We start from the raw sequence: 22082 nt of genomic DNA on the forward strand, positions 1-22082 counted from the left end.
AAAGTATATACAATTTGTGCATATTTTTTATTCTAAGAAATTTACAATACCGGTGTCCATATCATACACAGCTCCAACAATTTTAATTTCACCATTTTCTTCCATTTCTTTCAGAATTGGACTTTTTGCCCTTATTTCCTCAATTGTATGGATCACATTACTTTCACATACTTTAGCAACAAATTCTTCATTTTTTGAAGTTCGGTCACCTTCATATTGTACTTTGTCAACAGAAGGCTGAATTTTTGAAAGCATTGCAGTGATATTGCCTAATTTCACATCATCTATTGCTGCTTTAATGGCTCCACAATGTTCGTGACCCATTACTAAAATCAGTTTTGAACCAGCTACTTTACAACCAAATTCCATACTTCCTAATAAATCTTCGTTCACAAAATTTCCTGCTACTCTTCCCACAAAAATATCTCCGATCCCTCTATCAAAAACATCCTCTACTGGAACTCTACTGTCTAAACAAGAAAGCACAACTGCTTTTGGAAACTGGCCTGGAGCACTTTTTCTTACCTGTTCGGAGTGGTCTCTTGCTGTAAGGTTATTATTGATAAAACGTTTATTACCTTCTATGAATGTGTTTAGAACATCATCTGGTGATAATGCATCCCTTTGTTGTTGGGTTAAAACTTCCTGTACAAGTGGTTTTGTTTGAAGATTTTCAGTTCTTGACTCTTCTGCTTGTTTGGTGCAGGCTATCATTATTACTGCGATAAAGAACATCGCTAAAACTTTACTATTTTTCATTTTGTTAGTTTTTAATTATTTAATATGTGCTTTTCAATCAATTAAAAATTTAAGTTTTGATTAAACTAAATTGTAATTGATTTTTGGTCCAGACTTCTGTCTCCTGTCGCATCCAGCCAAGTTGATGTCTAGTACTCTTGGTTAGGACATACCCTAAACCAAAGTGTGTTCTATTTCTATCAAAAAGTTCCACTTCAGAATTTCCGGTGTTTCGCTCACCATTGATGAAAAATTCATTGTAAAATGCAGCATACAGAGTTTTTGGAACCAGCTCTTTTGCATTTAAGGCCACATTTACAAACAGGTTGTAGCGAAATCTGGTTCTGAAATCCTGCTCTTCTACCACCGTTGTTCATACCTAAATCTGTGGATGAGATGAACCCTCTGAAGTACTTTCTGATTGATAAGCGCTTCCTGATAAATTCGATTTTCATTAACTGTAGAAGTACTTTCTCCTGATGTTCCAGTAGTGATATTGGCAAAACCTAGCATGAACAGAACAGGTGAGTCCTCTGGTCTGTAAGTCACACCAGATCTTAATAACAGCTGTTCCAAATCACCGATTGTGTTCCAATTTCTGTATTGAAAATCTCCCTAAATACCAAAGTTGGAATTCTCAAGATTGACGTTATAGAAATACATATAGCAGCTTCCAAGTTTTGATTCTTCAACTTGCGCAATTGTGGATGTCGACAAGACTTAACATCAATAAAATACATTTCATTGAAATTATATTAAGTTAATTATAGTTTTTACAACTAACTTAAGGCTTCAGGAGGTTCTATTTCTTGATCAAGATGAATCTGATCAAATGTGAGTATATAAGACTTCCAGACTTTTAAAGTTTCTGGAAAAGTATTGGATTCTGAAGACAAATTATGGTAGGTAATCACATATTCCTCAACTAAAGTGTTGTTCTCTTCAATTTCAAGAACGATAGAAGTTTCAATCAAATCCATTTGATAGTAATCAAACTGAATCGAAAGAAGTAAAACACCTAATATGAATACAAATGACTTCATTTTGAAAATTATTAGGTAATAATACTAGCTTTTTTGAAATGGTGATTTAGCTATAAATAATATTTAACTATAAGTTTTAAAATTTTAATTCATTTTAATAATGAAACTTTCGTTATGCTGCCCAACTAGGAACATGTTTTGTAGAAAATTATATCATCTTTCAGAAAAATGAGTTGTGAGTAAGCTTAAAAATTCAAACTATGATGAAAACTGAATTGCAGCTGATTTTTGGTCCAAACTTCAGTTTCTTGTCGCATCCAACCAAGCTGAACTTTAGAGCTATTGCTTATGATGTAACCCAAACCAAAATAAGTCCTGTTCCTGTCAAAAAGCTCTACTTTGCCCAGTCCTGTATCGCGTTCTCCATTGATAAATAATTCATTGTAAAAGGCAGTATAAAAAGTTTTTGGCAAAAGCTCTTTTGAATTTAATCCCACATTAATAAATAGATTATATCTAAATCGAGTTCTGAAGTCTTGACTTTCTACCCAGCGTTGTTCATACCTAAATCTGTGAGTGAGATGAACTCTTTGCAAGATCTTCTGACCGAAAAGCGCTTCCTGATAAATTCTACTTTCATTGATTGTTGATGAGCGTTCTCCAGGTGTTCCAGTTGTTATATTGGCATAGCCTAAAGTAAATAAAACTGAAGAATTATCTGCCTTATAAGTGACTCCAGATCTCAGCATGAGTTGTTCTAAGTCTCCAATCGTATTCCAGTTTCTATATTGAAAATCACCTTGAACCCCAAAATTGGATTCCTCAAAATTGACATTGTAAAAGTACATGTACCAGCTTCCGAGTTTGGATTCTTCCACCTGAGTAAAAGCATTAAATGATAGAAAAAGTCCAAGACTAACTAGTAAATATTTCATTGAAATGAGATTTGATTTTGAACAAAAATGAATTGGCAAATTTAGTCAAACCAATAGGTTTATAATTCTAAAAGGCCATCAAACATTACTTTTATTTCTTCTGGTAAGATGATGAGATCTTCCACTATTTCCACATCTGTTTTATAAAAATTAGCTTCTGAAATAATATTAGCTTTCTGAGCTTTTAGACTCATTTGGAAGGATTTAAGCGCATGCTCACCGCGCGGTGCTTTAGGTGTGAAGGTGATTGGTAATACTTTTTTTCCAAACAATTCGCCAGAATCTGTTAACCATTCCAGCATATTTTTAAGTACTGCAGGTATGTTGTGATTATATTCTGGGGTAGAAAATATGACAAGGTCGGCATTCACAAGTCTATCGCGAAGAAGATTGATTTGTTCAGGCATGCCTGCATTAAGCCGCTCTGGCGTAAATAAAGGGAAATTGTAAAGTCCTTCATAGACTTCGGTAGCATGGTTTGCCGATAAGTACTCAGCAATTGCTTTTAGAAACTTGACATTGCTGCTGTTTTTTGAAGCTGAACCGGATATGAATAATATGTTCATTTTTTATCTTGAAGATAAGCATTTTCATAAGCTTAGGCATCTTATCCTATCCAAGTTTTGAAGTCTTTTACGCGTTCACGGCTTACAATAACAGGTTGGTCCAAGGCTTTTACATTGATTTTTATCCTGCTCGTAGAATAACTAACCATGTCATCAATTGCTTTATAGTGAATGATGTGACTTCTGTTTATTCTGAAAAAATCTTTGGGTGAGAGCTTAGGTTCCAGTTGGTTGAGAGATTCATCGACGACGTAGTGTTTTCCTTCCAAAGTAACCAGAGATGTTGCTTTGTCTGAACTTTCAAAGCAAGAAATTTCATCTGCTGAATAGGTTTTAAGCTTTTCACCTACTTTAACGGAAAAGCGTGTTTTGTAAGTTGGCTCATTTTTCGGTTGGATCAATAAACTTTTTAAAAGTTCAGCATCGATGGATTGGGAAGACTTGCGTTTTTCATACTTCTTCAAAGCAGATTTGAGTTCAATAGGATCAATAGGTTTTAGAAGATAGTCGATGCTGTTGAGCTTAAATGCTTTTAAGGCATATTCATCGTATGCTGTTGTAAAAATTAAATCTGCTTCAATATTAACTTTTTCAAATATTTCAAAGGACAAACCGTCACTCAACTGGATATCCAGAAAAATCAAGTCTGCTTTCGGTTGTTTCTGAAACCAGTCTATGGCCTCTTCTACAGAGTGCAATTTTTTTAAAACTTCATACTGAAGTGCAGAAAGCAATCTCTCAAGTCTTCTTGCTGCTGGCTTTTCATCTTCAACTATAATGATCTTACTCATGAGTTTTGAGTTTTAATTAAAGGTAACTTTACAGTAAATGTATCCGAATTATTTTCAATTTCTATTGGAGTTTCAGTGTAAACTTCAAATCGTTTTTTGATGTTCAATAATCCAATCCCATTTCGTTCAGAATCCTTTGCTTTCGGGTTGACATTATTTTGAATTACGAGATGATCTTCAGTTTTAAAGATCCTAATTTTCAATGGATTTTTTTCTGTGACTTTATTGTGTTTCACAGCATTTTCAATCAAAAGCTGTAAAGAAAGCGGAACGATAAAATTAGACTCATCCGAGATATCTATGTTATATTCTAAACTATCTTCAAATCGGGTTGATAACAGATTCAAATACACTTTAGCAAAATTCAATTCTGAAGAGATACTTACCAAGTCTTCCTGTCGCTGATCCAAGACATACCTATAAACTTTAGATAAGCTAGTCGTAAATTCAGTGGCACGCTTAGGATCTTCTTCAATTAGGGATGCTAAAACGCTCAGGCTATTAAATAAAAAATGAGGATCCAGCTGATCTTGAAGCGCTTTATGTTTGGCTTTGGTATTTTCCAGCATCTCACGTTGCGCCCTGAGTTCTGCTTCAGCACCAAATTTATAGAAGTAATAAGCATGGAAAGCTAAACTCACGATGATGGCAATGAGGACTGCAAATACATAACTTACAACGCCTTCATTCTTCCAGAAGTAAGAAAGCGAATTTCCATATATCCATACGCTGTGAACTATTCTTGCTAAAAAAAAGCCCATGACAGAAACTACAACTGTACCAGGAATACCAATAAGGATAAGTGTTTTTGGTTCTTTGCGCCAAGTAAACTTACTCTGAATAAGTTCAATAAAGCTAATATTGAATATGCCGATGATAAATGCATAGGCAAAATTTACAAGCAAATGTTTATAATTTGTGATATAGGTTATAGACCAGTTATTACCCATACTATTGATAATGTGAATAAAAAGTGCAATAACCGCAGATATCCAAATGAACTTGATGAGCAGTTGAAAAGGTGTTTCTTTCATGACTTATATTTTGAGTCAAAAGTAATTTGTAAGATACTCTTTAAAATCTTTTTTCTGATGAGTCGATGAATTTGTAAGATGAATTGTAAATAAACCAATTTTTTTACATAAAAAAACCCTCGAATCATCTTCGAGGGTTTCACACAAACTTAATCTTATTAATAACTATTTTTAATCTTGATAGGTTTTAAACTAAAAGCAAGGATTAAATTTTAACTGTTTTGCTTTGATTATTAAAATTGATACCGCAGAGCAAGAGCAATATCGAAGTCCAAATCATTATTATAATCTCCAGAACCTATTTCAGGTCTAAAGTCTAAGGCGATAAGTAAAGGGAAATCGAAGTTGTATTCAATACCGATATTACCAGCTCCAAACAGGAAAATTTCATTATCATCATCAAAATTTCCGTTGTTGAATCGGTCGTCATAACTCACACTTCCAAGTCCACCTCCAACACCAACAAACCAATTGAATCCTCCTTCAATATTCCAAACCCATTGGTATAAGCCAGTTAGTTTAAAGGCATCAAAATTATCATCGTTTCTCCAGCCTAAATCAATTTCCAGGCGATTATTATCTCCTAACGCATTTTGGTAAGAAATTTCTGCTCCATAACCATTATTTCCGCCAAATCTTAGTCCAATAGCATGCTCAGCAATAGATTGCGCCTGAGATTGAAATCCAACGGCAACCATAACACATACTGCAATTAGTAATTTTTTCATAACTTAATATTTATATTATTTGTAAGTAAATCTAAGCCTAGAAAACCCTAATTCAACAAGTGTTAAGCCAATGTTAAGCCAATTTATTAAGAGGATTTTTCAGCATTTACTGCTCCTTTTGATTTTTGATATTCAGAAGCTCTAAATCTTAAGCATAAAAAACGCATCCAGAGGATGCGTTCAGTATAAAAAATATTTAGGTTTGATTAAAACTCGAAAGCTACATAAGCTTGAAAAGTTGAGTTTCTTGCTTCTATACCAGCAAATTGAGCAAAATCATTTTCAATGATATCTTGCAAGCCATAGTAATAACGAACTCCTACTACCAAAGGAGATAGGTTAACATTCGCACCTACAGCTAGACCGTAATCGAAATCTTTAAAATTATCGGTACTGATATCATCTGAAAATTCACCAAAACTATTTTCTCCAGAAATGTTAGCGTTAAGCAAGTAAGAAGCATAAGCTCCACCTTCTACGAACAGTAAGTCGCCAAATCCAAGGGAAGCCAAAATTGGTAATTCCAGGTATCCTAAACCTAATTCCAGTTCTCCACCATTACCTTCAAGTTTAGCTCCTTTGCCAGAATAACCAAGTTCAACTTGTAAATAAAGCACTTCGCTTATCAAAGGACTTCTGGAGTAGACACCAAAGTTGAGTCCGGTTCGTAAATTCTCATCATCTACATTTTCTGTAAAAAAGTTGGATAAGTTAAGTCCACCTTTCACACCAAAGACACTTTCTTGTGCTTGTGCAGTGAATGCCATTAATCCTAAGACTAAGGCATAAGTTAATTGTTTCAATCTTTTTTTCATCTTGAAATAGTTTAAGCCTTGTTAAATTGAAAAGGGAGTTGAAGTCAAAGACTTCTGTAATAAGTTATTTTTTTTGCGGTGCGTCATTTATGCGAGTACCATTTTCATCAAATTTTAAGATGTCTATGGCATCATCTGAATTGAAATAGCAATTGAAGAAGCTATTATTTTGAAAGTTAACTTTCTGAATCTTAATGATGTTCTCTGAAGATTCCGCGTATAGTCGACCCAAGTCAGTGTTTTTATAATCAAAATCTAGATGAGATATATTTTCTACTTCTACTTGTTCCACACCTTCTGGAGTATTCAAAAATAATTGAGAGGTGCCAGCACTTGTAAAGTTTGCAACGTCTTCTATCAAATCAAAATTCTCTTTCATAATCAATATTTACTTTACAACGGCAAATTTATAGACTATAGTGTCGAATTGGATTTCATTTAATTTTAATTTGTGAAGAAAATTCTACTTTTCTTAAATATATCGTAATAGCAATAGTCTTTGAATCCCCGCTGTAAGTTCAAACTCACCTGGTTTGTCTTTAGATCGTGAACCATTATTGGACAGATGATTAGCATTTTCACCTTGCATTTTTTGATTTAAGTACAGACTTATTTTTAAATTAAAATGAATAAATTTCGTATTTTAAAAGAAAAAGAGAATCAAATTCTGTTTAAAGTTTCTGAAGTTAGGATAACAAAAAATTGGCAGTAAAGCCTTTTATATGTTTTAGTTTTGAAAAAAAAAGAATGTTTTTACTTTTTGCATATCTATTTCTAGCTCTATTCGTGTCTTTTTTATGTTCTATAATGGAGTCGGTTCTATTATCTACCAACCGTTCTTTTCTCATCGTTAAAAAAGAAAACGGGCATTCATGGGCCAATTCTTTCATGACTTATAAGGAAGAAATCGATAAACCTTTATCAGCCATTCTTTCCTTAAACACAGTAGCTCACACCATAGGTGCCGCGGGAGTTGGTGCTCAGGCTGTGAAGGTGTTTGGAGAAGCTTATTTTGGAATTGTATCGGCAGTTCTTACACTTTTGATTTTAGTAGTTACCGAAATTATCCCTAAAACCTTAGGAGCAAGATATTGGAAACGCTTGAGCAAAATCTCATATGAGATTCTTCGAGTTATGATTTTTCTGACTTATCCATTAGTCATGATGTCCTCTGTCATTACAAAGATGTTGTCGAGTAATAAAAATGAAAAATCTACTAGTAGGGAAGAAATTGCTGCGTTGGCAAGTATTGGTAATAAAGAGGGGCTGTTCACCGATAAAGAAAATAAAATCATACAGAATATCTTAAGACTTAAAAATATAATGGTCAAAGAAATTATGACTCCTAGAGTGGTTGTAATCACTGAAGATGAAGACACCACTTTGCAGGAATTTTTAAAAAACCAGAAATACACTAAGTTTTCCAGATTGCCAGTTTATTCAATTAGTGAGGATAATATAACCGGTTGCGTGTTCCGTCAGGAACTGTTGGAAAAGCTTGCAGAAGGTGAACACAAGCTTCAGCTTAAAGACCTAAAACGAGAAATAAGTGCCGTTTCTGGCACAATGCCTCTTTTTACTTTATGGGAGAAACTTCTAGAAAACCGGGAGCATATCGCCATTATTATTGATGAATACGGAGGCATGGATGGGGTCGTAACTATGGAGGATATTATAGAAACGATTTTGGGGCTAGAAATCGTTGATGAAAAAGATAGCGTTACCGACATGCAGAAATATGCCAAGGAATTATGGAAGAATAAACTTGAAAAGAGAAACAGCTTTTTAAACAGAATCGATAAGAAACTTAAAAACAAAAAAGAGTAAAATCAATTTCTTTTTTAAATCGTAGGAGCATGACAAAATCCTTATTTATAAGTCTTGATTGCCTCGGTCGCCTCAATGATATTATAGTCTTTCCAGTAATTAGTATCGTATTTTTCGACTTCATCAATTAGAATATATTTATCAAAACTTAGTGAGTTTAAAAGATCTGGTGAAATACTTTGATACTCAATACCAACATATTCTGCAGTTTCCATCAAATTGTATTCTAATTCAAATGCCAATTTCAGTTGTTTTCGTTGGCTCCGATCAGGGTTGTTTTCTTTGAATGATAAGCTTCGGCTGATGTAAGCATAGCTTCCGTCGGTTTGTTTGATGTATCTAGGGTAATAAGTATTCTCGCTATTTCTGGTAAATATTAAAAAACCACTATCTACAAAACTATTTATTTTTATACCGAGTACAAATTTCAGGTTGACATTCATAGCTTTTTCTCCTTCATCTAAATCGTAGTTGTAACTTACCATACCGAAATCTCTGGTGTTGATGTAGAGATTACCAACATATTTCCCTTTCCATCTCCATGGATTTGGTGAAAACTTAATATGATAACAAGGCTCCCCGTAAACTCTAGTAACTCCCATAAGTTCGTAATTATAGTGCTTGGTTGAAGTGAGAAAATCTTTATTAAACCTTGTCGCTTTGTTTGTGTAATTTTCACTTCGCCAGCTGTTACTATGGTACACAGTATCTGGCAATTTGAGCTTATCTTTTTCTATATCTTCAATTAATTCATTGAGTGACACATCCTTATCTATGGGAATAATACCGGTTTTTACTTTAAAAGAATAAGGAGATTTCAAGCTTTTCATCAATCCGAAGAAAACCTGTTCCTGTATGTCTTCAGTATCAAATGTCGTCTCTCTATTGATTAAATTGAGTGCCTTTTGGTACTCATTGGCTAAAGTGTCTTCGAAAGCATAAATATTGAGTAAGCGTTCACGGTAGGATTTGGAAGACTTTGAAGTGATTTTATTTCCCAGGGCCTCCATGTTAGCGTTCATCTCTTTACGTTCTGATCTGCTGAGGTAGGATGCTTTTTTAATATCAATTTCAAAAGTTTCAGCTTTGTAGTCGTCGTTCGATCTTAAAAACACCTGAACTTTTGCATTGCTGAGCTGATGATTCTCCTTAGCATTGGCCTTGAACTTTTCAAGAATCTCTTCAGCTGTCAATTGTTTGTCAAACAACAAAACCTCGTCCAACTCATAGGTTGCAGGTTTTAAACTGATGATTTGGTTTTCTTCAAAATCTTTTAAAAGTATCTCAACTGATTCGAACCCCATAGATGAAATCAGGATTGGCGTTTCATCGGAGGTAGTTTTGCGTTGAAGTACAAAATAACCTTCAGCATTTGAAATGACACCATAATTGTCTCCTAGTTGAACAGTTACAAAAGGAATTCCTTTTTGATTGCTGGCTTCAACCACACGACCTCGAAGGCTTTGCGCTGTAAACTGAAAACAAACCAAAAGGAGGAAGATGAGAGTAAAACTAGATTTCATAAGATTGATTTTCAATAAGACGCTTTGGTTGTGAGATTGTTACACAATTAAAATTAAGATGGAATAAGTTGATTTAAAATGTTTCTAAAATTTGTTGAAATCAAGGCTTAGTCTTTTATTTAACAATTGTACAATCAGGTTATTTGAGTTAAAAAGTATTTTTGAATTTGTCAAAAGTCTAATAAACTATTGTTCTTATAATCAATAGTTTATAAAATCAGTTAAAAAACAATTAACTTTATACTCAAGTATATTTATCAAATTTTCACTTTTCATATGAATTGTTATCTCCGTTCAAAATCGTTCCTCAAGTATATTTTTATCTTGGTTTTTGCTTTGTGCACCTTTCAGCAGCAATCGTTTGCACAAACTAATAATTTAAATTCTGCCAACCAGCAGGACCTTATTCCAGATTCTTCATTTCCCCTTACCATCAGTGGTCAGGTCACAGATAAATTATCTGGTGAACCTTTACTTGGAGTTTCTATTATAGCCATAGGCACAGTGAATGGGACAACTACAAATTATGATGGGGAGTTTGAAATCTATCTTGAGGAACCCACTCCCGGGCTTACTTTTTCCTATATAGGTTTTAAAACAGAAGAAATCTTACTAAAAAACAGCGATTTTCTTGAGGTCCAGTTAACAAGTGACATCAATGCTTTGGATGCAGTAGTGGTTACCGCATTAAACATTAAAAAGTCTAAAGAACGTTTAGGTTACGCTACACAAAAAGTAGATGGTGAGTCTCTAGTTAAAACTCAGGAAGCCAACGTAATATCGAATTTAACTGGTAAAGTTGCTGGTTTGACAGTTTTTAATTCGACCGATTTTTTTGCAAATCCAGGATACAGCTTGAGAGGTGAACGCCCCTTAATCGTGGTCGATGGTGTACCCAATACGTCAACAAATCTTTATGAGCTTAATGGTAATGATATTGAATCCATAAATGTTCTAAAAGGCGCACCTGCTTCCGCACTTTACGGTTCCATTGGTAGAAACGGTGCCATTCTGATTACTACTAAAAGAGGAAGTACAGATGGTGGCTTGCAAGTAGAAGTGTCTTCCAATACCATGTTTCAAACTGATTTCTTAAGAGTTCCGGAAAATCAAAGTCAGTATGGGTCTGGACGTAATGGAGTTTATAGGTACACAGATGGGACGGGTTCAGGTCAGGAGGGAAGTGGATTTTCCTGGGGGCCGCGTTTAGACAGACCAGATCCTTCAACACCAAGTGGTTTTGTGGAGCGTGTTCAATATAACAGCCCCATAGATCCGGTAACCGGCGAGAGAGTCCCTTTGCCTTGGGTTTCCAGAGGTCAGAATAATCTGGATAATTTTTTTAGAACCGGAGTTATAAGCAATACAACTGTAGCTGTTACAGCGGGAAATGCTGAGAGAAACATTAGAGTTTCTGTTGGTAATCGCTATCAGCGTGGTATTGTTCCCAACACTGAATTGAACAACTCCAACTTTAGTGTCTCAGGTCGATTTAAACATAAAAAACTTACCGTCGACGCGTCCTTAAATTACAACAAACAACAGTCTGATAATATCCCTGAAGTTGCTTTTAGTTCACAAAGTTTTATTTACAATTTAGCACTTTGGATGGGAGCCAATGTGGATGTCAACGATTTGAAAGATTACTGGGAGCCTGGACAGGTAGGATTTCAGCAAAGACATTACAGTACCAGTTTTTACAACAATCCTCATTTTTTGGCCAACGAGTTTAACAGAGGATACTACCGGGACGTGACTTACGGCCAGGTGTCTTTAACTTATGATCTTGCTAAAGATTTAACCGTTAACATGAGAAATGGATTCAATTATTTTTCTCTCGATCGGACGACCAAACAGCCCATCAGTTTTGTGAGGGACTTCAATACAACCGATGGTAATTTCTCACAATCTTATAATTCCGGTTTCGATTTTAATACTGATATTTTTATCAACTACAGCAAAGTAATTTCTGAAGATTTTAATATCCAGTCGACTGTTGGTGTGTCCAATCTTTATAGAAGTAGTACCGCTTCCAGTGTGAGCACCAACGGACTTAATGTGCCCAATTTTTATAATATTTCCAACTCAAGAAATGCGGTACAGGGCAGTAATTTTGAATCTGAATCCAGGATTAGTTCAGCCTACGCGACCTTAGATTTAAGTTTTTTCAATTCAATCTACCTTGGGTTCACCGGAAGAAACGATTGGGTGACCACCTTACCAAAAGAAAACAATTCATTCTTCTATCCGTCGGTATCTTTAAGTTACGTTCCGAGTAAAATGTTTGATTTACCTGAAGTCATCTCCAACTTAAGAGTAAGAGGAAGTTGGGCTGAAGTCTCCAATGGTGATTTTGGAGGAACCTATTCTCATATCGCCGCCTACAATAGCGGCCTTAATTGGCAGAACAATGCCTCACTTGTTTTTCCTGGTAATTTGATCAGTCCGGACTTAAGTCCGCAGACGTCTTCAGCTTTTGAAGGCGGCTTGGTGGTTGGTTTTTTCGAAAACCGATTGAGCTTTGATACCAACTTCATTTATGTAAGAAATTTCAATAACCTCACCAATGTTCCAATTTCAGTTGCTTCAGGATTTTCGTCTCAATTGATCAATGCTAACGAATTTGAAAAGAAAGGTTTTGAATTGGTCACCCGCGCGAGTCCAATTAAGAATAAAACCTTCGGCTGGGATGTGACTCTCAATTTGAGTCAATACAGAACCTACATCAGTGAAATTGATAATCAGGAAAATATCGGTCAGCTCAGAGAAGGAGACCGTGTGGATAAATTGTTCACCACCGTGTGGCAGGAAACTCCAGATGGGCAGCCAATTATTGGAAATAACGGAATAAACATTAGAGATCCATTCAATAGGCACATTGGCTTTAGAGACCCGGACTGGGTGTATGGTTTCCTTAATAACTTCAGATACAAAAATTTTAATCTTTTTGTAAGTATTGATGGAAGAATAGGAGGATTGGCAGAAAGTAAGACCTTGAGAAGCATGTGGTGGTCAGGTTCTCACCCAGGTTCAATCAATGAATACAGAACAGCTTCTGCGAGTGGTGTAAGCAATTATGTAGCCGATGGAGTTGTTGTGGTAGGAGGAGATGTCCAATACGATACCGAAGGAAACATCACCGGCGATACCAGGCAATATGCTCCAAACGAACAGGTCGTGAATTATGAAGATTACATGACCACTTACCATTCAAGAGCTTACGGGAATCACTATTACGATATGTCCTTCCTAAAATTAAGGGAAGTGAGTTTGAGTTATAATTTTCCTTCAAAACTGCTTGAAAATACATTTATAGAAAGCGCAACAGTATCCCTTATAGGAAGAAATCTGGCCTTGTGGGCAGAAATTGATTACCTCGATCCAGATTCTGGCACAGATCAGAACATGCAAACGCCATCCATGAGAAATTTCGGGATTCACCTCAATGCTAAATTTTAATTAGAAAAACGACAACACATGCAGTTCAAGACCTCATATCTATTTTTAATTTTCGGTTTGCTTCTTTTAGTAAGTTGCCAGGATTATGACGAATTTCAGAACGATCCCAACAGGACAACCGAAGCTAATCCAGGCTTGTTGCTTACCAACATAGAGGTGAGCACCTTAAATTCCATAGATCTGAATGCTTCTATGGCCTCAAGGCATTTAGTTAATGTCAATTTGGTTGAAGATTCTCAGTACTATGGCTGGGACAGAGCAAGCTTTGGGTTTTACAACACTTTGAGACAAGTCAAGAAAATGGAAGAAGAAGCTGAAAACTTCAATAATCAAAATTTTACAGCGATCGCCAGATTTTTTGAAGCGTTTATCTATGAACAAATCACAAGACAATTTGGAGATATTCCACAAGCTGAGGCTATGCTAGCAGAGTCTGGTAACTTTCAACCTGTTTACGATCCGCAGGAACAGGTATATCTCAGGATTTTTGAATTGCTGGAAGAAGCCAATTCACTGCTGGAAGTTTCTGGTCCAGCTATCAACGGCGATGTTATTTTTAATAATGATTTACTCCAGTGGAAAAAATTAATCAATAGTTTTCATTTAAGAGTCTTGATGAGTTTATCTGTAAGAGAGGACGACCCCAATTTGAATCTACCTTCACGGTTCAATGTCATTTATTCCAATGCTGGTGTTTATCCAATTATGGAATCTGCAGACGATAATGCCTTCTATTCCTATTCAGAAGAAACAGGAAATGTTTATCCGTTTTGGAGAAACGCATCTATCACCACTTCTTACATTTTGGAAGAAACTTTTGTGGAAAGACTTAAAAGTTTTAGTGACCCACGACTATTTGAAATGGCTTCACCCGATAGTAACTCCAGTGACGACGATCCACTTTCATTTGAGAGTTATTCAGGACTTCTAGGAAGTGCTCCTCTTAACGCTAACGTGGCCAGACTTACTTCTGGAGAGGGTTCGTCGCTGAATAGTCGTTATGTCGAAGATGCTGAAGCCGAAGTTAATCTTTCTCTGGGTTTTGCAGAGCTTAATTTTATCTTGGCAGAAGCCGCTCATCGCAATTGGATTTCTGCAGATGCAGAAGGGTTTTATCAGGCAGGCATCAGAGCATCTATGGCCTATTATGACATCGACGCCAATCTAGTTGAAAACTACTTAGCACAACCCATCATTACTTATCAGGCTTTAACAGGTTTGGAGCAAATTCTGACACAAAAGCATACAGCTATGTTTTTAAATTCAGGTTGGGAGCCCTTTTACGATAACAGAAGAACAGGCTTCCCAGAATTTAGTGTGGATGGCGGTGGAATTATCAATGAGGAAGGTGTACCTAAACGTTGGATGTATCCTTTTTCTGAAATCAATCAAAATGTAGACAACCTTCAGGAAGCGATACAGCGTCAATTTCCTCAGGGGGATAATGTAAATGCAGTAATGTGGTCAATTCAAAATTAAAACTTATGCGAGTCTTTCAAATAAAACCTATTCTTTTCATACTTCTGAGTTTGACCCTACTCACCTCCTGTAGCGATGACGATTCGGTGGCCTTAGTTAGCTTTTCATCACCAGATCTAGAAGTGGTGACAGATACACTCCAGCCAGTCACTATCAATTTTGATATCTCACCGGCCTCTACTCAGGCTTCCAATATAAGAATCATTGCCCCTCAAAATACCTACGGAAACCTCTTTACCACTGAGCCACCGCTTAGTGGTGGAGAAATAAACATTCCCGTGACTACCGGAGCAACCTCTGCAAGTTTTGAAATGATTTTGATAGAAGAGGGAATTCGGTTTGATGATTTTGCTCAGGAGTTTGAAATTATCGCCGTCGGTCCCGGACTTGCGACCAATGAATTTGACGGAAGATACTTAAGCTTCAATTTGGTCAACGAGCGCGTGCAGGAAGACGATTTACCATTCATAGAAAATTTTGGAGTTTGCGGTCCTAATGGAAGCTTTGAACTTCCACCGGATGGATGGACGATCATTGACGTTGTTCAGAATTCTTTCGGTACAGGTGGTTTCTTTTGTTACACTGGACAAGGAGTCACTGGTGTGGGGACCAACCCGTTTACACCAGCAGGAGAAGCCACCTCTGGGGATGATTATTCCGAAGCCTGGCTTATTTCACCACCTATCAGTTTGGGTGGAGCAGAAGACCCTAATTTAAGTTTCAATTTCGACAGACGTTTCGATGCTCCGATCGATGAAAATACTCTGGCTTACGGACTTCAGATTTCTACTGATTATGATGGAACCAATTTCGAAACGGCCAACTGGGAAGTTTTTCAGCCCGCTGTGGATGAGATGATGGCCAATAATCCTGGCTCAGATGATATAGGCAACACAGGAGAATTAAGCCTTGCCCAATACGCGGGTGAAGACATTAGTATTGCCTTTATTTACAGAGCTGCAGATGCTTATTTCCTAGCGACGTCGATAAGAATTTCCGATGTTGTGGTGGAGTAGAAGGGAATGAGATACAAGACTTATAGAAAGAACTCTTAATGGTGATTTTATTGTTCTCGCGAACTTTGATTCTGGTTTTTAATTTTACAGTGGCGTCAAAGCCTAATTCGTTAAATTAGCACTATGGAATTACAAGATCTTAAAGTAGAAGGCCAATTGAAATTAAGCGATTTTCCCACTCAGCTCGATCACAAATTCAGCAATAAGTCTTTAAAAAAGCAACTGAGAAAAGAGAGACGAGAACTCGGCGAGATGCAAAATACGCTTTATGCCCACGGAAAATATTCAGTGCTCGTTTGTATACAAGGCATGGATACTTCGGGGAAAGACAGTTTAATTCGTGAGGTGTTCAAGGACTTTAATGTGCGTGGAGTGATTTCCTACAGCTTTAAAAAGCCATCAGAAAGAGAGCTGAATCATGATTTTCTCTGGAGGCATTACAGAGCCTTACCAGCCAGAGGAAAGTATGCCGTTTTCAATCGATCGCATTATGAAAATGTTCTTATTTCAAGGGTCAAGCCAGAAATAGTTTTAAATGAAAGAATTCCACATATCAATTCGCTTAAGGACATTACCCCAGAGTTTTGGAATAAACGGCTGGAGCAAATCAATAATTTTGAAAAAACCATCCATGAAAATGGGTGTATTGTTTTTAAATTTTTTCTTCATATTTCAAAAGATGAACAGAAGATCCGAATTTTAAGGAGACTCAACAAACCCAGCAAAAACTGGAAATTCTCTCCTGAAGATCTTAAGGATCGAGAACTTTGGGATGAGTACACCAAGTATTACGAGCAGGCTATTTCTGAAACGTCAAAGGATTATGCGCCCTGGTACATCATTCCTTCAGATTCCAAGCATCACGCCAGATTGCTGGTCGCCAAAACCATAAAAGAACGCGTGGAAACCTATACCGATATCCAAAATCCAAGCCTGCCACAGGAACTTCAGGATCAAATTTCTTACTACAAAGAGCAGTTGAAGAATTCCTGAAATTTTGAGTTCTGTCTGTCTAAGACCGCTTAATAAATTCATGGAACAGGCTTGATAAAACGAATTGAAACTATTGTCAGTTCTCGATACAATCCCAACGAAAATGTACAGATTACCCGCCTGAATGATCACGTCGGGCAGGCCCGAAGTGACATGAAATTTGGCAATGTTAAAACGGCCTACTTTTTATGATTGTTAAAAAACAAAAAAGTGGTGAGGAAAGGGTGAAGGAGCAAAGGACTAGTGAAACGGTTTGCTTTGCGTGGGGGAACCGCTTCTGTAGTTTTTAAAGACATAAAAATAAGCCTAGCGTTTTTTGGTTCTTTTTTGGGCAATGCAAAAAAGAATAGAAACATTAATTTAACTAGAAAGGATAATGCTTAATGATAGAATCCTTTTTAATACTATTTTATTCCGCTGCACTCCATAAAACCTTGGAAATAACATCCAGAGCAGTAGCTTCGATACAATTCTCCTATCGTCGAATCACTCAGCCACCAGCAAATAACTCAGCTACCGAGTTTAAGTTGGTCATTGAGCCCGCCAGAATGACTCCTTTGGGCAGGCTCGAAGTGATAAATTGAATCCGCTGTCAGTTCGAGTGAAGAAGCGATAGCCGAAGCTTTGTATCGAGAACACAAACCAACTAATTCATAATTTTACTTCTTTAAATGTTTTTAGATCAAAGACTTCTAGATTCACCACGCAAAAAAAAAGTGTGGCACCCGCCTCAATGACTTCGTCGGGCAGGCTCTCAGTGACATCCAGAGCAGTAGCTTCGATACAATCCCAACGAAAATGTTGGGATCACTCTGCCACCAGCAAAGTACCCAGTCACTTAAGTTTCTGATTGATAATAACCCGCCTGAAAGATCAAGTCACGCGAGTGATTCAAAAGCCTTTTATGAAATTCTTAATTCAACTTTAATACATGAAGGTCTAGGCAAGTGATAAGAATCATTAGATTTACCATGTGAAAGATTCCAAAAACATAGCAACAATTTTTTCTATTTTAGGCTTAGCGGCTTTGCTATTGCTTTCACCATGCAAGCTTAGAAATTTTATCCAGTCTGAACTTGGAGTTGACCAAACGCAAGTCACCAACAAAAGCAAGTCCTTAGCCTCACAATCCAGTTGTCAGTTTCAGGACATCATACAAACTAAATCTGCCCAAAGCCCATCGGATGTACAGCAATTTTCAGATGCTGGCCATATTAATTTCAGCATCGATTTTGAAGTGGCCTCGCTTTCGTCTAGTGTTCAAAACGAATACATAAGACCAAATTTGGCCTCTTCGGTTCCCTTGTACATTCTCTTCAACCACTTCAAAGTGTATTTGTAATTTTCCTGATCAGGAAAAATTTTAAACCCATTACATCATAATTTTAATAGTCTGCTTTAGGAAGTAATCTTCTTTCAGTTTTGAATTTTATTCCCATTTTCCCATTAGGCCTTGGTGAATTGAGAGATGAATTTCAAAAAGCTCAGACTATTTGAAAACACATACAGATCACATGCAATGAACTCTAAACTTAAACCTCTGGGGGTAAGCTACCTTTCTGTTGTCTTACTTCGCAGCATGCTTAGCCTCATATTTATTGTGGCAAGCATTAGTCATTTTATCAATACAGAAAAAACCATCAATAGAATAAAAAATGCCAGAATGGGGTTTGTAGGGGATCTTTTGGGAACTCCCAGAACCGCTGTGATTTTGTCTGGAGTGGTGATGCTTATAGCTGGTATAGCTTTGCTCATCGGCTTCAAGACCAGAATTGCAGCGATTGTTTTCATCGCCATCTTAATTCCTATAACACTCACTGTACAGGTTGGTCAAGTGGAAACCCTTGGACCTCTTTTCAAAAATGTAGCCTTGCTCGGCGGACTTTTATTCTTCAGTATTAATTCAAATTTAAATTTCAAACAATGAACTATTCAATAACATACATCACGGTGTTACTTTTTCTTATCCTGGGAACACCTCAGTTAAAAGCCCAGAATCAAACTGGAGAGCAGCAGAATTATGTGGTGCTATCCAAGAACATAAAACAACTCAAACCCATTTTGATGACTGCCGATTCGCTCGCCGAAGAAGATGGTGAAACTTACGGGGAATTTCAGGTGGTGTTTTGTGGAAAAACAGTACAGGACATCAAGAACAATGCTGATTTTAAATTGCTTTTGAAACAAGCAGAACTCCAGAACGTCACCGTCACCGTCTGTGGATTGTCGCTCAATGCTTTTGAAGTTGATCAAAAGCAACTCCCGGAACATCTGGAAGTGGTGGAGAACGGTATCTTATACGGATTCCAGCTCAAGAAAAAAGGATTCATAAGTCTAACCATTTAATCTAACTCCTCATGACATCTATATCTATCAAAAAAGACGCAGGATTATTAACACTTGCCATTCGCCTAGTCGTAGGGTGGACCTACTTTTCAGCCTTATGGCGACGAACGATTTTAGCCGATAAGCTCGACCCGGAACAAGCAGGATACATCGGTGAAAAATTCAACCATTTTTTACCCAATGCTTTGGGTATCAAACCTCTGATACAGTACATGGTAGAAAATCCGGATGTGCTGTGGATCAATATGGTCATCTTTACGGTCATCGAAGGTATTGTCGGCCTGTTTATTATGTTTGGACTCTTTACACGACTTATGAGCATAGGTGTATTTGGTCTGGCTATGGGCATACTTTTAGGCTCTGGCTGGATTGGCACCACTTGTCTGGATGAATGGCAAATTGGTGTGCTGGGCATTGCGACGGGCTTTGTTCTATTTTTAACGGGAAGTGGTAAATACTCGCTTGATCATTATTTGATGAAAAACAACTTTAGCCTTACCCGCAAAAAAGGATTCGCCTGGTTAGGTTCCGGTGTTTTGCCCATTCGTGACACGGTTTTTCCTAAAATAGTTTTGATCGGTTCCCTGCTAATTTTTGGGATGACACTCATGACCAATCAGATTTTTCACGGTGGTCTGTGGGGGACTTTGCACAATAAATCTGTAAAGCCAAAACTTGAGATCACTGAAACCAAGCTAACCGATGGGGTTGTGAGTTTTGATGTGTTCAGGACCGAAGGTGTGGATGTTTACGGCGCCTGGATCATTGGTATAGAAATTCTGGATACAGAACAGCAGCCAGTTTTGGATTATGATCAAACGGATTTGTCCGGCATGTCTATGGAAAGTATTTCTAACTATTATGTAGCCAAAGTTAAACCTGGCAAACACAGCCTGGTGATTCCACTGGGTGCCAAGGCTAATTTATCTCTTAATGATCCGATTATGAAAGATTTACCCTCTGGAAACTACATTATCAAACTAACAGATATCAGTGGAGCTTCCTGGCAAGAGGATGTCACTAAACTCTAGACGGTGGTAACTTTAATATTTATCTGCTCAACGTTGTGGTGACATGGCGTTGAGCTTTTTTTGTTAGTTTGGGATCACCATGCGATTATCCGAAAAACGGTATACTGTCAACCGAATATTCCATTACACCACTATACCACTATACAGTTATACTAAAAAAACCGCTCCAGATAACTTAAAAACCATTAATTTCGGCACACCCTAACATTAAACCAACTAGCCCATGGCTTCCGGATTTTTTGCCATTTTGGATGATATCGCTGCATTGATGGACGATGTCGCAGTGATGAGTAAAGTAGCTGCCAAAAAAACCGCTGGGATTTTGGGAGATGACCTGGCTGTGAATGCTGAAAAGGCTTCAGGTTTTGTGTCTTCCCGTGAGATCCCCGTTTTATGGTCCATCACTAAAGGCTCTATGCTCAATAAAGTGATTATCTTACCTGTGGCTTTTTTGCTTAGTGCCTTTCTGCCTATCGCTATCACTATAGCTTTATTGCTTGGCGGCTTGTACCTGGCCTATGAAGGTGCCGAAAAGATTTATCACTTTGTAGTTCCACATCCCACTTCCAAAAAGGAGAGTTTAAAACAAGCTAAGACCCAAGCTGAGGTTATGGCTCTGGAAAAGGAACGCATAAAGTCTGCGATTGTAACCGATTTTATCCTGTCGGTAGAAATTATCATTATTGCCTTAGGAACGGTGTCAAAGGAAGGCTTAAGCACTCAAATTCCTGTGGTGACTATCATTGCCTTACTGGCAACGGTGGGTGTGTATGGTATAGTGGCGCTTATTGTACGGATGGATGATGCTGGCTATAAACTCATAAAAAACAGCAGTAATCAAAACAGCTTTAAAGCCAAGCTTGGAGGTGTTTTGGTGGCGGCCTTACCCAAAGTCATTAAGAGTTTGACAGTCATTGGAACCATAGCCTTATTGCTGGTCTCCGGAGGTATATTTGCTCACAATGTGGAGTTTCTTCACGGACGCTTTCCGGCTATTCCTTCCATCCTCACCGAATTTCTTCTCGGTCTAGGTGTAGGCATAGTGGTTTTGGTAGTGGTGAACTTAGTTCTTAAGCTGAAAAAACGTCTGTTCCCAAATCCTTCTACAAACTAGGCTAGTAGAGGTTAGATATCAGACCCTTCGTCAACCGAAAACCGTCAACTGAAAACCGTTAACCTTTATAAATAAAAATCTCTTCAATTTCGGTTTTAAAGAGGCGGGCCAGTTTAATAGCCAAGACCAAACTGGGGTCAAATTTTTGCTTTTCGATGGCATTGATGGTTTGGCGAGAAACTTCTACGGCTTTGGCCAGCTGCTCCTGGGTAAGGTTATGCTCAGCCCGAAGAACTTTAAGTTTATTTTTCATGCGTAGCGTTTTCTGATGACGAGTAAACTGACCATATAGGTCACGCCAATGATTCCGACTAAGAAACCGATTTCCGCATCGTTCGCAATTAAGTTGGTGGTGTCCAGCAACGAATAGGTAATCCCGAAGATAACGGCAAGGCCAAGGGTGATGCCCAAAGCCTCGAGCTGTATTTTGCGCTGCATTTCATCCAGGCTATTAAAGAAGCTTCGGTTGGCAATGATCATGGCCACCCCATTGGCAAAATTTAAGCCTACAAAGAGGATGGTGAGCAGTTGGTGGTCGTCCCAAATGAACCGGGGACCAAAGGTAGCGAGGGCTAGGGTAGCGACCCAGGACCAGGTCCAGCCCGCTAAATTTAAAATCTGTTGCTTCTTGGTTTTCATAGTAAAAGTCATTAAGAGTTTACATTATGTCAATAAGACTTTACAAATGTAATCTAATAAGTGAC

24 protein-coding genes are annotated in these 22082 nt (G+C 37.5%); 10 read left to right on the plus strand and 14 right to left on the minus strand.

Annotation, left to right across the window (positions count from 1 at the left end; translation table 11 throughout):
- Positions 1–27: 27 nt before the first annotated feature.
- From LB449_RS04765 to LB449_RS04810, 11 genes are all read right to left on the minus strand, one after another.
- Complete coding sequence (locus LB449_RS04765; RefSeq protein ID WP_224453929.1) at positions 28–759, minus strand: carbonic anhydrase family protein; 732 nt, start codon at positions 757–759, stop codon at positions 28–30.
- A gap of 49 nt (positions 760–808) precedes the next feature.
- Entirely contained in the window at positions 809–1105 is a 297-nt protein-coding gene (locus LB449_RS13960) for a DUF2490 domain-containing protein (RefSeq protein WP_317196200.1), read from the minus strand.
- A complete protein-coding gene (locus tag LB449_RS13965; RefSeq protein WP_262901815.1) occupies positions 1099–1314 on the minus strand; it encodes a DUF2490 domain-containing protein in 216 nt (71 codons plus the stop codon). The genes LB449_RS13960 and LB449_RS13965 overlap by 7 nt, the downstream gene beginning before the upstream one ends.
- A 203-nt stretch (positions 1315–1517) precedes the next feature.
- Positions 1518–1781: a hypothetical protein gene (locus tag LB449_RS04775; RefSeq protein WP_224453930.1), complete on the minus strand. Its 264-nt coding sequence runs from the start codon at positions 1779–1781 to the stop codon at positions 1518–1520.
- A 185-nt stretch (positions 1782–1966) separates the two neighbouring features.
- Positions 1967–2656 carry a DUF2490 domain-containing protein gene (locus LB449_RS04780; RefSeq protein ID WP_224453931.1) on the minus strand — a complete coding sequence of 230 codons (690 nt, stop codon included), beginning with the start codon at positions 2654–2656 and terminating at the stop codon, positions 1967–1969.
- 59 nt (positions 2657–2715) lie between these two features.
- Positions 2716–3222 carry an NADPH-dependent FMN reductase gene (locus LB449_RS04785; RefSeq protein WP_224453932.1) on the minus strand — a complete coding sequence of 169 codons (507 nt, stop codon included), beginning with the start codon at positions 3220–3222 and terminating at the stop codon, positions 2716–2718.
- 41 nt (positions 3223–3263) lie between these two features.
- Positions 3264–4013, minus strand: coding sequence for a LytR/AlgR family response regulator transcription factor (locus LB449_RS04790; RefSeq protein ID WP_224453933.1), 750 nt, complete (start codon positions 4011–4013; stop codon positions 3264–3266).
- Complete coding sequence (locus LB449_RS04795; protein WP_224453934.1) at positions 4010–5047, minus strand: sensor histidine kinase; 1038 nt, start codon at positions 5045–5047, stop codon at positions 4010–4012. The genes LB449_RS04790 and LB449_RS04795 overlap by 4 nt, the downstream gene beginning before the upstream one ends.
- A gap of 233 nt (positions 5048–5280) precedes the next feature.
- Positions 5281–5775, minus strand: coding sequence for a hypothetical protein (locus tag LB449_RS04800; RefSeq protein WP_224453935.1), 495 nt, complete (start codon positions 5773–5775; stop codon positions 5281–5283).
- A 206-nt stretch (positions 5776–5981) separates the two neighbouring features.
- Positions 5982–6590, minus strand: coding sequence for a porin family protein (locus LB449_RS04805; RefSeq protein WP_224453936.1), 609 nt, complete (start codon positions 6588–6590; stop codon positions 5982–5984).
- Positions 6591–6654: 64 nt separating this feature from the next.
- Positions 6655–6969, minus strand: a complete 315-nt coding sequence (locus tag LB449_RS04810; protein ID WP_224453937.1) for a hypothetical protein — start codon at positions 6967–6969, stop codon at positions 6655–6657.
- 368 nt (positions 6970–7337) lie between these two features.
- Here LB449_RS04810 and LB449_RS04815 point away from each other — a divergent pair, with 368 nt between their 5' ends.
- Positions 7338–8417, plus strand: a complete 1080-nt coding sequence (locus tag LB449_RS04815; RefSeq protein ID WP_224453938.1) for a CNNM domain-containing protein — start codon at positions 7338–7340, stop codon at positions 8415–8417.
- Between the two features lie 41 nt (positions 8418–8458).
- On the opposite strand, the gene LB449_RS04820 is transcribed toward LB449_RS04815, so the two are convergent.
- Positions 8459–9940 carry a carboxypeptidase-like regulatory domain-containing protein gene (locus LB449_RS04820; protein ID WP_224453939.1) on the minus strand — a complete coding sequence of 494 codons (1482 nt, stop codon included), beginning with the start codon at positions 9938–9940 and terminating at the stop codon, positions 8459–8461.
- Positions 9941–10216: 276 nt separating this feature from the next.
- On the opposite strand from LB449_RS04820, the gene LB449_RS04825 reads away from it, so the two are divergent.
- The 9 genes from LB449_RS04825 to LB449_RS04865 all read left to right on the plus strand — a co-directional run bounded on the left by LB449_RS04825 (position 10217) and on the right by LB449_RS04865 (position 21378).
- A complete protein-coding gene (locus LB449_RS04825) occupies positions 10217–13399 on the plus strand; it encodes a SusC/RagA family TonB-linked outer membrane protein (protein ID WP_224453940.1) in 3183 nt (1060 codons plus the stop codon).
- 18 nt (positions 13400–13417) lie between these two features.
- Positions 13418–14878, plus strand: a complete 1461-nt coding sequence (locus LB449_RS04830) for a SusD/RagB family nutrient-binding outer membrane lipoprotein (RefSeq protein WP_224453941.1) — start codon at positions 13418–13420, stop codon at positions 14876–14878.
- Positions 14879–14883: 5 nt separating this feature from the next.
- Positions 14884–15894 carry a choice-of-anchor J domain-containing protein gene (locus LB449_RS04835; protein WP_224453942.1) on the plus strand — a complete coding sequence of 337 codons (1011 nt, stop codon included), beginning with the start codon at positions 14884–14886 and terminating at the stop codon, positions 15892–15894.
- Between the two features lie 123 nt (positions 15895–16017).
- Complete coding sequence (locus LB449_RS04840) at positions 16018–16887, plus strand: polyphosphate kinase 2 family protein (RefSeq protein ID WP_224453943.1); 870 nt, start codon at positions 16018–16020, stop codon at positions 16885–16887.
- Between the two features lie 973 nt (positions 16888–17860).
- A complete protein-coding gene (locus LB449_RS04845) occupies positions 17861–18229 on the plus strand; it encodes a hypothetical protein (protein WP_224453944.1) in 369 nt (122 codons plus the stop codon).
- A 177-nt stretch (positions 18230–18406) separates the two neighbouring features.
- Complete coding sequence (locus tag LB449_RS04850) at positions 18407–18814, plus strand: DoxX family protein (RefSeq protein WP_224453945.1); 408 nt, start codon at positions 18407–18409, stop codon at positions 18812–18814.
- Complete coding sequence (locus LB449_RS04855) at positions 18811–19233, plus strand: DsrE family protein (protein ID WP_224453946.1); 423 nt, start codon at positions 18811–18813, stop codon at positions 19231–19233. The genes LB449_RS04850 and LB449_RS04855 overlap by 4 nt, the downstream gene beginning before the upstream one ends.
- 11 nt (positions 19234–19244) lie before the next feature.
- Positions 19245–20264, plus strand: coding sequence for a TQO small subunit DoxD (locus tag LB449_RS04860; RefSeq protein WP_224453947.1), 1020 nt, complete (start codon positions 19245–19247; stop codon positions 20262–20264).
- Between the two features lie 223 nt (positions 20265–20487).
- Positions 20488–21378 carry a DUF808 domain-containing protein gene (locus LB449_RS04865; protein WP_224453948.1) on the plus strand — a complete coding sequence of 297 codons (891 nt, stop codon included), beginning with the start codon at positions 20488–20490 and terminating at the stop codon, positions 21376–21378.
- A 58-nt stretch (positions 21379–21436) separates the two neighbouring features.
- Here the strand turns inward: LB449_RS04865 and LB449_RS04870 are convergent, their stop codons facing one another.
- Together LB449_RS04870 and LB449_RS04875 are read right to left on the minus strand one after the other, a co-directional pair.
- On the minus strand, positions 21437–21631 hold the full coding sequence (locus LB449_RS04870) for a helix-turn-helix transcriptional regulator (RefSeq protein WP_224453949.1): 195 nt from the start codon (positions 21629–21631) through the stop codon (positions 21437–21439).
- Entirely contained in the window at positions 21628–22017 is a 390-nt protein-coding gene (locus LB449_RS04875) for a hypothetical protein (RefSeq protein ID WP_224453950.1), read from the minus strand. The genes LB449_RS04870 and LB449_RS04875 overlap by 4 nt, the downstream gene beginning before the upstream one ends.
- Between the last annotated feature and the right edge of the window lie 65 nt (positions 22018–22082).

This window comes from Psychroflexus lacisalsi, from assembly GCF_020164495.1.
Taxonomy (GTDB): domain Bacteria; phylum Bacteroidota; class Bacteroidia; order Flavobacteriales; family Flavobacteriaceae; genus Psychroflexus; species Psychroflexus lacisalsi.